Genomic DNA, 12824 nt, shown 5'->3' on the forward strand with positions numbered 1-12824 from the left:
TGACAGGCCCCGGACACAGCATACTGTGTCCGGGGCCTGTCATTCTGAGTGCAACGAAGAATCTGAGACTGTGTGAAAAGCACTCATAACAGTCAAAGTGAAAGTTGAGAGATGCCTCCACAGGCCGAACCCAAAACTTTTCACACAGTCTCTCTCAGCACGGTACTGATTTCTCAACCCGCTCAGGGATTGGAAACCAGGCACTGAAACTAGTCGTCGACAGGGGTAACTTTCTCCGAGAAATGGCAGGCGGCGAAGTGTTCGTGTCCCTCCTTTGCTTCGAAGGGAGGTTCAACTTCGCGGCAGATGGCCTGCGCCATGGGGCAGCGCGTATGAAAGCGACATCCCGATGGAATTCTGATTGGGCTTGGTAGGTCACCGCTCAGGATGATGCGCTGGCGGCGTTTTTCTATTTGCGGATCGGGTATAGGTATCGCCGAGAGGAGCGCCTTTGTATAGGGATGCTTGGGAGCGGCATAGAGTTCATCGCGATCCGCCAGTTCGACGATCTTGCCCAGGTACATCACGGCGATACGATCCGCGACATGACGCACAACGCTCAAATCATGTGAAACGAAGAGATAGGTCAAATTGAACTGCTGCTGCAGGCGCTGCAATAGGTTGAGCACCTGCGCGCGAACCGAGACATCGAGTGCGGATACCGGTTCATCGGCGATAACAAATTCCGGGTTGATCGAGAGCGCGCGAGCGACCGCGATACGCTGGCGCTGTCCTCCACTAAACTCATGCGGATAACGGTCAATATATTCGGGGCGCAAGCCCACGACCTTCAGCAATTCAATGGTGCGCTCGCGAATCTCGTCATTTGAACCGACGTGGTAGATATGCATGGGTTCCGCGATGAGCGACCCAATCGTAAAGCGCGGATTCAGTGAAGCGAACGGGTCCTGAAAAATCATCTGCACGCGTTGGCGAATCTGTCTCAGCGGCTCACCCTCCAATTTCGCCAGGTCCTTATTGTCAAAGAGTATCTCGCCCGAAGTTGGTTTATAGAGCCGCACGATAGTACGTCCGATGGTAGTCTTTCCCGAACCGCTCTCGCCCACCAGCCCCAATGTCTGCCCGCGTTCAATGGCAAAAGAGACACCATCAACCGCCCGGACATAGCCGACTACCCTCTGCAACACAATGCCCCTTGTCAGGGGGAAATGCATTTTGAGATCGCGTATATCGACCAGGGTTTTACTGCCTACAAGCGTATCTGCCATCTACTTTTCCTCCATTGTTTTTAAAGTTGTAGCGGCAGCAGCGCTAATAGCCGCCTGTTGAGCTTCGAATCGGGCCTTACGTCGTCTTTCCGCGTACGCTTGCTCCTTGGGATCGGTCACATCTACCCAGCAAGCCTTGATGTGAGCCGAACTGCCTGCTACCGGATCGAGTGGCGGCATGGTACGACAAATAGAGCGAGCAAAAGCGCAGCGAGGCATGAATGGGCAACCTGGAGGGGGTCTTAGCAGGTCGGGAGGAGCGCCTTCGATAGTCCTTAACTGAGCATGTCGTTCTTCATCCAGGCGTGGCACTGAAGAAAGCAGTCCCAGGGTATAAGGATGACGAGGATTGGCAAATAATTCATCTGTGGGGGCTGTCTCAACGACCTTACCAGCGTACATCACTACCACACGGTCGGTCATACCCGCGACAACGCCTAGATCATGTGTAATCAGGATCACTGCGGTTCCAAACTCTTTACAGACCCCGTTGATCAATTCAAGTATCTGCGCCTGCACCGTGACGTCCAGAGCAGTGGTAGGCTCATCGGCAATCAAAAGTTTTGGATTGCAAGCCAGAGCCATCGCAATCATAACACGCTGTCGCATTCCCCCACTGAACTGATGAGGATAAGAATTGACGCGTTCGGAAGCAGCGGGAATACCCACCTGCTCCAACAAAGAAACGGCACGCTTCAAACCCTCAGCTTTGCTCAATTTTAAGTGAATGCTCAGCCCTTCTGCGATCTGTTTCCCAACGGGCATTGTTGGATTCAGGCAGGTCATGGGATCTTGAAAGATCATGCCTATTTTGCCACCCCGTATTCTTCGCATCGCACTCTCTGGCAGGTCAAGCAGGTCCTGATCCTCAAATATCACGCTTCCCCCCGCGTATTCAGCCGGAGGTTGGGGAAGCAAGCGCATAATAGAGAGAGCTGTAACGCTTTTGCCACAACCACTCTCTCCAACCACGCCTACGCGCTCGCCCGGCTTGATCGAAAAACTGACTCCATCGACCGCTCGCACGCGGCCGGCCCTTACCTTGAAGTAAGTTTTCAGATCCTGTACTTCTAGCAGATACTCTCCCAAAGTCGTAACTCCTTTTCCTTCCATCTTGCTCGAATGCCGTAGGGAGAATCAAGAGGAGTATTCTTAGATCAACATTCCCACGGCATTCGGCTAATAAGATGAGCAGGTATCATCCACACCAATCTAACGTTCCGTCATGTAGGGATCGAGGGCATCGCGCAGACCATCGCCCACCAGGTTAAAGCTGAGTACCGTAATGAAGATCAGCAGCCCCGGTATAAAGATGAGCCAGGGGTCGGCATCAAAAAAGTCATTGCCTGTTCCGATCATGCTGCCCCAGCTGGCAGTTGGCGGTTGAATACCAAAGCCGAAGTAGCTCAAAACGGACTCCAAAATGATATTTGTACCCACCAGCAATGTTGCATTGACGATAATCGGCCCGGCCGCATTGGGCAAAATATGACGGAACATCAAGCGGAGATCTTTCGCCCCTATCGTGCGCGAGGCAAGGACAAATTCCCTCTCCTTTAGCGCGAGGTATTCTCCGCGCACCAGACGCGCGGCATATGTCCATCCAAGCATGGCAATCAAGATGATCACACTTCTTGGAGAGCCATCCGAGAAAGCCACAGAAAGCACAAACAGCAGCAAATATAGGGGAACTGCGAGGACAATATCCGTAAAGCGCATCAGGAGGTTGTCAATAATCCCTCCATAGTAGCCGGCAAAAGCGCCAATACCAACACCCAGGATAATGGCCATCAGCATCGAGATCAAACCTACCAGCAGCGATGTCTGCCCACCCACCATAGCACGAGCCATTTGATCACGTGCCACATCATCGGTTCCGAATGGGTGTTGCAGGCTAGGAGGCGCTAACGAGGTGCTGGGACCTGTTAGAGGAATATTCAAGGGGATAGCATTGGGATTATCGCGCCAGATATATGGACCAACGAAACAGAAGAGGACCATGCCTATCAAGGCACATGCTCCGATGACCGCCGCGCGGTTGCGTATAAAGCGATCGAAGATGATACGGGTCTGGCTCCGGCGCTTCTGGACCAACTCAGTCGTGAGTTCAAGAAATGGCTCGACATCTTCCTGTGTTTGGGAGGTACCCAGCTGTTCAGAGATATCCACGGTTGTCTCCTTTCATTGCAGAAGTAGTAGATGACCAGAGTCTACGAGTAACGAATGCGCGGATCCATCACTGCGTAGAGGATATCCGCTATCAAATTAAAACCAATAACAAACACAGCGCCAAGCATTAACATTGCCAGCAGTACTGGATAATCACGTATCTCCAGGGACTGGAAGAACAGTAAACCCATACCTGGCCATGCAAAAACGCCTTCAGTAATCGTGGCGCCTCCGGCCACCGAGCCAAAATCAAGGGCGACAACGGTAATCAGTGGAATAACGGCATTGCGGAGCGCGTGACCAATCAGTTGTTTTATCGGGCCAACACCTTTCGCACGAGCCGTGCGCATGTAGTCCTGCTTGACGACCTCAATCATGCTAGAGCGCATATAGCGGCTCCAACCGGCAATGAAGGTGATGGACAGGACCAACATCGGTAAGATGAGATGCTGCAGGTGATCAATAAATGCGTCGAAAGGATCCAGGGTGTATCCAAGCGTTTGCATCCCTGAGGTAGGGAGCCAGTGTAACAAGACCCCGAAGATATACTGGGCGAAGAGGCCAAAAAGAAAGATCGGGGTGCAAATGCCAATGTAGGAAATGATCGTGAGGGAATAATCGGTAAGTGTGCCCTGGCGTACAGCTGAGATGGTTCCCAGGGTGATTGCCAGAATGAGCGCCAGAGTAAGCCCGGTGACAAATAGCTCCAGCGTCGCGGGGAAGCGCTCTTGCAGAACTTGTATGACGGGCTGGTTTGTACCGAAGGAGAACCCGAAATTTCCGGTCAAGGCATTTCCCAACCATTTCAGGTATTGGATAGGTACCGGATCATCCAGCCCAAAACGGGCACGCATCGCGGCCCTGCTGGCAGGACTCAAATGGGGATTAAACAACACCTGATCTGGGCCACCGGGCATCAAGTGAATCAACGTGAACATGAAGATGGACACCAGAAATAATAACGGAATCGCCTGCAGAATGCGCCTGATGATGTATCGTCCCATAAGCACCTCCAAAGGATACAAGACAAGGACGGGAAACGTTTCTAATAGTTTACCATATCTCTATATGTTGACGTCAATAGTCCGCACGCTACATTATGGCCTTCTAAAAGTCCTGTAGGGACAGCGGCCTGTCCCTGTCCTGCCTGCGGTCCAGGTGACGATGCTGCTCCCCAACGAGGACAGGGACAGGCCACTGTCCCTACAGATTACAATCGCTCCGGTTGAATACCTGGAAAGTATCCAACCGGAGTGTATTACGATCTAACGAAGAGGTATCAACGTTCATGTAGGGGCGTACCCTTGTGGTCGCCCGGTACATCCACTACTAGCATTGAGCGTTGGTACACCACCAGGTCCAGACCTGATTGTCCTCCTGCGCTCCCATCGGACCGGGATTGTAGTTCTGCGCCGTCAGCTTGTGCATCGCGATGTCTGTCGGCGAGTACAACGTGATGAACGGGAATTCCGTCAGGTAGATCTGGTGAATCTGGTTGAAGATCGCCTGCCGCTGCGACGGATCGGCCGTCGACTGCTCCTGCACAAAGAGCTGATCCAGCTGGTGGTTGCAGTAGAAGTCAATGTTGAAGCCCGCCGGCGGGAACTGGTTGCAGGCAAACAACCCCGAGTCATCGGCATCGTAGGTGAACGAGTCCTCGAACTCCGCGATGTCGTAGACCCCCGGCCTGCCATCGGTCAAGAACGTGCCAAAGAAGGTGCTGGCCGGATAGTTCTGGATGTCGATCTTAATGCCAATGGCCTGGAAGTCCTGCTGGATGATCAGTTCGTCATCGGCGCGCCAGTAGTTGTTGGCCGTCGTCGAATACTTGAACTCCAGTGTCTTGCCGCCCTTATGCCGGTAGCCATCCGAGCCCATCACCCAGCCATCCTGCGTCAACAGGTTGCCTGCTGCTTTCTGGTCAAACGGCGGACAGGGCGCATTGGGTTCATAGCCCGGATTGTAGCTCTTGCCATGATCGGTACACAACGGTACAGCCTCTCCGCGCCGGGCAGTCACAATCAAGGCCTGGTGATCGATGGCCATGGCCATGGCTTTGCGCACATTGACATCGGTGCCCAGAATCGGATTGTGGAAGTCGAAGTACATGGCCTCGAAGTTCGACGAGTTGGGGTTGTTGGTCAGCTTGTAATTGCTGAGCGCCTGATAGGCCACCACCTTGGTCACATCCAGGAACCACGACGAGGTGATCGTGCCGGCTTGCAGGTCCTTGAGAATCGTGTTCTGGTCGGTGACGATGCGGAACACAATACTATTGAGGTAAGGATAGCCCTGCGCGGCCTGGTAGTAGTTGGGGTTTTTCACCACAGTATAGTGGTCGCCCGGCTTGCTCTCGCTCATCTTGAATGGGCCACTGGTCACCGAAGGGTTGAGGTTATCGGGCGTGGTCTGGATAGAGGCCGGGTTCTCCCCACTGTAGTGATGGGCCGGTAACGGCGAGGTGAGGCCGTCGGTCCAGATCGAAACGAAAGGAGAGAAGGCTTGTTTGAGATGGAAGGTGATGCTGAGGTTGTCTGAAGAGATATCCGCGCCGGTGATCAGGTTGAAGCCGATGGTACTGGCGGCCGGGAACTTGCCGTCAGTCCACAGGCGCCAGCTGAAATCGACATCGCGGGCATCCTCGGGCTGGCCATCGCTCCACTTGAGGCCGGGACGCAGGTGGAAGGTCCAGGTCTTCAGATCAGCGCTGATGCCGCCATTAGCGGTGGTGGGCATCTCGGTCACCAGTCCGGGATGGATCTGGCCCTGGGCATCGCCATAGAACAACGGGGCATAGATCGCCTGGTCGACCATATCCGAGAAGGTTTCCGAAGAGGCATTAGGGATGAGCGAATCAGGCTCTTCGTACAGATCATCGGTCCAGGTGCCCCCCTTCGTGACGGTTCCGCCACCGCTGCTGCCATTGCCATTGTTGCTGGTGCTGGGGGCGCCACAGGCGCTCAGCAACAGGATTAGCACCGACAGGACGGAAAAGGACATCAGAAGAAAACGCGACTGGGGTTTCTTGAGCATTGTGTCCTCCTAGAGTAAAAATAATATTGAGGTAAATAGTGTCCCGGCTAGCGGGAACCGCCCATCACAGTTTCGAGATAGCAGCCTTCTATTCTATCCAGAAAAAGTGCGGCAATAACACAAATTCACTTGAAGATAATCAAGGGATTGCGTTACATACTTAACTATACGTCATTTCTCACAGACTTCTCACAACAATCACTGTTTATAGGAGTAGTAGGTAGGGTACTTGCTTACGTGTTGTTGCTCAGGGCTGTTCCACTTCTTCAGCTTCCGGGGGACTGGGGCGCTTGCGGTTAAATCTGATCACATCAGTAATGAACGGATTGATTAGTCCGATTAAGAAAGAAATGATACTGGCAATGAGAACAATCACACCGAGAGCCACAAAAAGCCCTTCTGAGGATGCAGGACCAGTATTGAGGACAACACCAAGCCCGACGAGGACGATACCGATAAACAACAAAACAAGCCCGCGCCAGGTATACTTTTTCCTCTTCGCCCGCTCAGCTCTATCGAGAGCCTCGGCCCTCAATACGATATCTTCGTCTCTTTGGTCTGCCATTGAAATATCCCCTTTCCATGTAAGCGCACCAATAGTGTTTTCGCCAGCATTCTATAGCCAGGTCAACATCGCCTACTTGTTAGTATTATATGGAAAGAAGGCGGGAAATGTAAGGGGTTTTTCAGAAGTTTGTTAAGAGGAAGAAATAGGCGTCAATTGAAATCGCCTGGTACCTGTCCCCTCCCTTGACACCTGTGCTACACTTTAGGTGAGACGGTGTAGCTCAATGGATAGAGCGTTCGCCTCCGAAGTGAAAGGCTGCGGGTTCAAGTCCCGCCATCGTCATTATAACTCATACTGGCGGCCCAACTTATATTTTTTCCTGCCCATTGTTCCATCGGACTCGATCCTGAACCTTTCCAAAAACAAGAAAAGGCCAGTTGATTTAAGCTGGCCTGAAAAGCTACTGTATAGTGATGATACTGCAAAACTCATCAACTATAGCTGCAAATCAGCGCCCTCTCCACTGAGCTACGGGGACTTCACCACGATTATATCATAAAAAGTCAGCTTCCCTCTTCAATGACCTCCTCGTCAATTACTCCTTGACCGGGCACCTGCCCTTCATTTTCTACCTCGAAGAGCTGGCGGAAATCGGCAGGAAGTTGCGCGCGCACATTTTCTATCTCGCCCATCGTCACAACTTCACTCACAAGCGCTATGATAACGCGTGCATGGAAGGTTGCGTCAGCGAGAGGAACGCCCTCACGCTTGCTCACACGCTGGAAGAACTCGTCGAGTGAAAAGGGTTCTCCGGCTCCGGCCATAGGTTGTTCCAGATAGACGCCAATTTCTGGAGGCAATTGTGATGCCAGGTCCTTTGCCTCACCCCCGGCCAGGCGTTCGGCCAGCGTCTCAAATGTAGCTCCTGTGGCCCGGATAGCCGCATCTCGCGAATCAAGACCGGTACGACGCTCTACCTGTGCTATGAATTCATCGTATTTCATCGTATTTTTTCTTCCTCCTTCTAATTGACTGACTTCCCAATAACCTTATGCAACAATACAACAGGGCGAGGATTGATGCTCGCCGCCCAACTACCGCTACTCCGCTCGTGCAGTCATCGCCCTGTTGCTTTCCGTCACATTCCCAATCAAAGAAAAGCGCGCAGAAACTCTCTAGCCTATCTCATCTGTGCCAGGAGTTGCTTCGCCTTCTGCGCCCTCTGCATATCCTCTTGCTGCACCTGCCGCAGGAATTGAGCAAGCTGCTGGTTGCCAGACTGCTCAGCATCCTTGATATACTCGGCAGAAGTCTGGCAGCTTTGCAGCGCATGGTAAAGTATGCTCACCAGGTTATACTATTCGTTACTCACACCTGTCGTCTGTTGACCAGTTGTCGTCTTTCTACCTCCTTTGTCTTAGCACTTTCCTTCACACGAACATCCATGAACAGATGAGTGTACTCAAGTCCACCCATCATGGATTTCACGAACATTGCCTACCAAAAGTTTCCACACTTCAAGTCAGGCAGTGTAGTACAAATCTGTGCTTTGCAGCCATTACGATCTGATCAATTGGACAATCCCCTTGCGATTGATTGTATTTTCCCTAAGAATTTCCTCTCAAAATATATTGACAGCCGTCGCTCTTGCCTGCTATTCTTAGCACCGATGAGATTATGTCGGAGGGCTTTGGACAATGGAGCCAAAACCACAATTTCGCAACCCGGGCCCAGCAGCGTCACAGGTACAGGTACAGTACCAACTCTCGCAGCAACAAACTCTACCGCAGATCAGCGTCACTGTGCCATTCGTGACTGTGTCACAAACTCCCAGCAGTTCAGATGAGCCATATATTGATGCATCCATCGCGCCTGTACAACCGACGCCAAAAAAGCAACCTACGCGCATTGTCGCCATCATCCTCACGCTGCTGCTGGCCGTAGCGATTTTCTTCATCTGGCAGGGTCCCTCACTGCTCAATACTTCCGCAGTCAGTTCACAGCAGAATAGTGTTAGTACCAGTTCAAGCAGTGGTAATAGTGCTAATTCGCCTGGCGGCAGCGGGGACATCCAGGTCTATGTGACAGGAGCCGTCAAACACCCGGGAGTCTACACATTGCCGGCAGATGCCCGTATTTTCCAACTACTGCAAGCCGCCGGTGGCGCTTTGCCGGACGCAAACCTCGTCGCGCTCAATCTGGCCGCGAAATTAACCGATGGAGAGGAAATATACGTAGTAGCCGTCGGAGAAATACCGCCATCGTATGTGGGCGGAGTGCCTCAACCGGGCGCGAGCACAACTCCAGGTGCGAGCACGGGTCAACTTGTCAATATCAACACGGCCAGCGTGGACGACCTACGTACGTACCTGCATGTAAGTAGCACAACGGCCCAGGCCATTGTGAATTACCGCCAGCAGCATGGACCCTACACTTCCGTCGATCAATTGCTTCAGGTCATTAGCAAGTCAATCTATGACCGGATTAAGAGCATGGTAACGGTCTAGCAGAGCAACCAGAAGTCATAGTATCCGGCGACTTATCAATGAGAATTTCTGTGAATTGGCGGTAACAAGCGGTGGAAAACAGGAAAAAAGGCGAGATAGACCTCCACGGACTGGTGCTGGTAGTAGTAACAGTTTCATGGCTGGCGGGCATTGTAATCGGTAACTGGACAAACCTTCCGGTAGGGATTTCATTGATAGGCGCTACCATCTCGCTGATCTGCGTGATTATCTTCTGGCGCAGCGACCGCGGGTTACTGCTCGCATTGATCGTATTGTGGCTCATGCTGGGTGCCTGGCGCTATGCGATTGTCTCATCAAATGGAGATCCCCAGGCTATCAGCGCCTTCATCGGGCAAAAGAAGCTTGAGGTACAGGGAACAGTAGCCGATGAACCAACATTGGAAGCGCGCAGCCGGTTGTTAACCATCGAAGTATCCAGCGCCAGTACCGACAATGGATCATCCTGGCAGGATGCACATGGGCGCATCGACGTCATCATACCTGGTTCATATATCGATAATCCTTATGGGCCAAATTATGGAGATGCCGTCGAACTCAAAGGCAAACTCGACCCTCCATCTCCACATAGTCCACCCGAAATTTTCGCCAGCATGGCCTTTCCAGCATTGACCGTGAATGCCAGCGGCGGTAATCCTATCATCGCCGCCCTCTTTCAATTACGCACGCAGTTTGCCATTACCATCGAACAATCGCTTCCACCACCACTGGCGGCCCTGCTCATCGCCATCCTGCTCAGCCTGCGTACGCCCGCCCTCATCCCCTTGATTCCATATTTCAACGAGACGGGCACAGCACATCTGATCGCGCCATCAGGCTTCAAAGTAACCATTCTCGCGGGCCTCGTTTCAGCCAGCACACGATGGCTATACGAAAAGCGCGATAAACAGGCCAGATTGCTGCCCGCTCAAAAACGCCGCAACTGGCGGCGCTGGCTGGCAACAATTCTCGTAGTGCTGAGTATCGCTGTGTACACCATTTTGAGTGGCGCAGGACCGGCAGCAATACGCGCGGGAATTATGGGCATTTTGCTGGTTATCGCCCCACGCATCGGGCGTATCTATAACTTCTATACCGCCATAGCTCTTGCCGCTTTTCTTATGAGCATGGTCGATCCTTTTGTATTATGGGATGCAGGTTTCCAGCTTTCTTTTCTGGGTATACTGGGCATCTTCATGCTCACACCATTCTTCCTGCACTTTTTCCATTACCTGGAACAGTTCCCTTTCGGACACATTGTCGCCGAAATCAGTGCCGTTACTCTAGCTGCTCAGGTAGCGACGTGGCCAATTATTGCAATTACTTTCTCTCAGGTCTCCTTTATCGCGCCTCTGGCCAATATATTATCAGTTCCTCTGTTAGGAGTTTTGATCCTGCCTGGCTTTCTGGTTTGTGCCGGTGGGTTTTTCTCCATACAAATTGGCATTCTCTTCGGCTGGATTGTACAGCCGCCACTATTGTTTTTGAATACAATTATTCCCTGGCTTGCCAGGCTTCCGGGAGCATTTTTACTCGTTAATAACACGATCAGTGTCCCGGTCGCCTGGGGATATTATGTCTTGTTGGGTCTTGTGGTAATTATTCTCTTCCGCCGCTGGCCGGAAACTATGCGAACGAGCGCAGTTAACAAAGCGCCTCCGTTGTTTTCATATCGTACCTGGCGTATCTTGCAAATAAGCGCCGCGCTCATCATTGTACTGGTAACCGCTATATCTGTCCACGCGGCGCAGCCAGCCGGGCGATTGACGATTACCTTTCTCCATGTCGGGCCCTCAGGACAGCCCGCGCAAGGAGAATCCATTCTTATCCAAACACCTGATGGCAAGAGCGTGTTAATAGATGGCGGCATGGATGCAAATTCATTATCACAACAACTCTACAACGCGCTTCCTATCTGGCAGCATTCGCTCGACGCCGTCATTTTGACCACGCCACGCTCAGACCATCTAGCCGGTTTGCAGGATGTCGTGACTCGTTATCAGATTGGAGAAGTCATCGACGCGGGAATGCTGCATCCTACTGCGAGCTATGCGCTCTGGCGACGTACCATTAGTGACCGCGACCTTAGCTACATCCAGGTTCGGCAACATACCACAATTTCGATAGGTTCGCAGGTGCTTTTACAAGTACTCTGGCCACCGTCGCCATTGCACAAAAGTAGTGACGAAGCCCTGGATAACGGCCTGGTTATGCGGCTTGTTGCTCCCGGATTCCGCATGCTGCTGTTAGGCGTGGCCGCGCTCAGCAAATATGCCCTCAACGGCCTGGCCTCCACTCTAGACCCCAGCTTTTTGCAGGCCAATGTGGTTCAAATCGTGGGAGAGGCCGGCAAAACGTTTCCTGCTGCATTGAGCAACATTTTACAGTTGGCTCACCCATCCTTGTTGGTAATTACACCGGCTATGTTAAGCGCAAAGCTGCGTAAAGCCGGACAAAGCTCGGTTATCAGTCCTGCGCCATTTGCGGGCGCTCCGTGGCGGGTGATACAGACCGCGCAGTTAGATCATGTGGAGATCACTAGTAGTAGTAATGGATGGAATTTAAGTTAAAAATTCATTGCAACATCCTGTCCTATGTGTTATGATGCTCAGCAATGCAACAATTTTACGTTTGCTTGATGAAGATACTGGCTAAACGAGAAGGGAAAAGAGCATGTTAACCTGTGAACGATGCGGGAGAGAGATGCCCGATAATATGGCTATCTGTCCTTCTTGCGGAACGATCACCTCATCGATGATGGGTAGACCCCAGCCACCGACAAACCATGGCCCCTATCCAACGGATGGGGCGCCCATAGCAGGTTATGGACAGGGCTATTCACCACAGCCTGGCTACATGCAGCCACCGCAGCCGGCATATCCCCCTCAACAGCCCGGCTATATGCAGCCACCGCAACCAAATTTTGGATATGGGCAACCTTATGGCAATCCTCCTTTTCCCGGCTCGGTCAATGTGAATATTGTCAACGCTCCTGCCCCACCGCCACTCGTTGGCGTTAATGTTGTAAATACATCCAGCTCGAGCAGCTCTGCGGTACTGGTCGAAGTGCTGCTCTCAATCTTCCTCGGCATCTATGGTGTAGGCTGGCTTATGTCGGGAGAGACAACGGTAGGTATTGTATTACTGATCTGCAGCTTTCTCGTTTACTGGCCGGTTCTGATTGTCGGAACCATTTTAACATTGGGGATAGGCCTCTTCTGCCTTGGCCCTCTTGCGATTGGCGCTATTATATTCAATGCCATCATGCTAAGCAATGCGATCAAACGCAAGTCTAGCATCCAGATCATCATGGGCCAGCCAAGATAAGCATATGAGGCAATCAAGCATATTGTTTTGATTGCCTCAATGGATAATCTTCAA

The 12824-nt window shown here is 52.1% G+C and carries 11 protein-coding genes and 1 tRNA gene; 4 read left to right on the plus strand and 8 right to left on the minus strand.

What is annotated here, in order from left to right; genetic code table 11:
- Positions 1-209 precede the first annotated feature (209 nt).
- The 6 genes from VFA09_07360 to VFA09_07385 all read right to left on the minus strand — a co-directional run bounded on the left by VFA09_07360 (position 210) and on the right by VFA09_07385 (position 6996).
- On the minus strand, positions 210-1229 hold the full coding sequence (locus tag VFA09_07360; protein ID HZU67080.1) for a dipeptide ABC transporter ATP-binding protein: 1020 nt from the start codon (positions 1227-1229) through the stop codon (positions 210-212).
- Positions 1230-2318 (minus strand): ABC transporter ATP-binding protein, encoded by a 1089-nt coding sequence (locus VFA09_07365; protein HZU67081.1) that lies wholly within the window; start codon positions 2316-2318, stop codon positions 1230-1232.
- A gap of 123 nt (positions 2319-2441) precedes the next feature.
- Positions 2442-3398 (minus strand): ABC transporter permease, encoded by a 957-nt coding sequence (locus VFA09_07370; protein ID HZU67082.1) that lies wholly within the window; start codon positions 3396-3398, stop codon positions 2442-2444.
- 41 nt (positions 3399-3439) lie between these two features.
- Positions 3440-4402, minus strand: coding sequence for an ABC transporter permease (locus VFA09_07375; protein ID HZU67083.1), 963 nt, complete (start codon positions 4400-4402; stop codon positions 3440-3442).
- 325 nt (positions 4403-4727) lie between these two features.
- Positions 4728-6431: a peptide ABC transporter substrate-binding protein gene (locus VFA09_07380; GenBank protein ID HZU67084.1), complete on the minus strand. Its 1704-nt coding sequence runs from the start codon at positions 6429-6431 to the stop codon at positions 4728-4730.
- 247 nt (positions 6432-6678) lie between these two features.
- A complete protein-coding gene (locus tag VFA09_07385) occupies positions 6679-6996 on the minus strand; it encodes a hypothetical protein (protein ID HZU67085.1) in 318 nt (105 codons plus the stop codon).
- A gap of 212 nt (positions 6997-7208) precedes the next feature.
- Between VFA09_07385 and VFA09_07390 the strand changes: the two genes are divergently transcribed.
- Positions 7209-7281: transfer RNA gene (locus VFA09_07390), tRNA-Arg, on the plus strand.
- 221 nt (positions 7282-7502) lie between these two features.
- Here the strand turns inward: VFA09_07390 and VFA09_07395 are convergent.
- Complete coding sequence (locus tag VFA09_07395) at positions 7503-7943, minus strand: DUF2267 domain-containing protein (protein HZU67086.1); 441 nt, start codon at positions 7941-7943, stop codon at positions 7503-7505.
- A gap of 176 nt (positions 7944-8119) precedes the next feature.
- Positions 8120-8287, minus strand: coding sequence for a hypothetical protein (locus tag VFA09_07400; GenBank protein HZU67087.1), 168 nt, complete (start codon positions 8285-8287; stop codon positions 8120-8122).
- Between the two features lie 349 nt (positions 8288-8636).
- Here VFA09_07400 and VFA09_07405 point away from each other — a divergent pair, with 349 nt between their 5' ends.
- From VFA09_07405 to VFA09_07415, 3 genes are all read left to right on the plus strand, one after another.
- Complete coding sequence (locus tag VFA09_07405) at positions 8637-9446, plus strand: ComEA family DNA-binding protein (protein HZU67088.1); 810 nt, start codon at positions 8637-8639, stop codon at positions 9444-9446.
- A gap of 71 nt (positions 9447-9517) precedes the next feature.
- Positions 9518-12013 (plus strand): ComEC/Rec2 family competence protein, encoded by a 2496-nt coding sequence (locus VFA09_07410; protein HZU67089.1) that lies wholly within the window; start codon positions 9518-9520, stop codon positions 12011-12013.
- Positions 12014-12116: 103 nt separating this feature from the next.
- On the plus strand, positions 12117-12770 hold the full coding sequence (locus VFA09_07415; GenBank protein ID HZU67090.1) for a hypothetical protein: 654 nt from the start codon (positions 12117-12119) through the stop codon (positions 12768-12770).
- The last annotated feature ends 54 nt before the right edge of the window (positions 12771-12824 follow it).

Source organism: Ktedonobacteraceae bacterium (assembly GCA_035653615.1).
In the GTDB taxonomy this organism is placed as follows: Bacteria; Chloroflexota; Ktedonobacteria; order Ktedonobacterales; family Ktedonobacteraceae; genus DASRBN01.

Bases quoted from the DNA above. Each gene is read 5' to 3' on its own strand.
- VFA09_07380 (HZU67084.1), bottom strand. From the start codon at position 6,431: ATGCTCAAGAAACCCCAGTCGCGTTTTCTTCTGATGTCCTTTTCCGTC.
- VFA09_07375 (HZU67083.1), bottom strand. From the start codon at position 4,402: ATGGGACGATACATCATCAGGCGCATTCTGCAGGCGATTCCGTTATTA.
- VFA09_07385 (HZU67085.1), bottom strand. From the start codon at position 6,996: ATGGCAGACCAAAGAGACGAAGATATCGTATTGAGGGCCGAGGCTCTC.
- VFA09_07360 (HZU67080.1), bottom strand. From the start codon at position 1,229: ATGGCAGATACGCTTGTAGGCAGTAAAACCCTGGTCGATATACGCGAT.
- VFA09_07415 (HZU67090.1), top strand. From the start codon at position 12,117: ATGTTAACCTGTGAACGATGCGGGAGAGAGATGCCCGATAATATGGCT.
- VFA09_07395 (HZU67086.1), bottom strand. From the start codon at position 7,943: ATGAAATACGATGAATTCATAGCACAGGTAGAGCGTCGTACCGGTCTT.
- VFA09_07405 (HZU67088.1), top strand. From the start codon at position 8,637: ATGGAGCCAAAACCACAATTTCGCAACCCGGGCCCAGCAGCGTCACAG.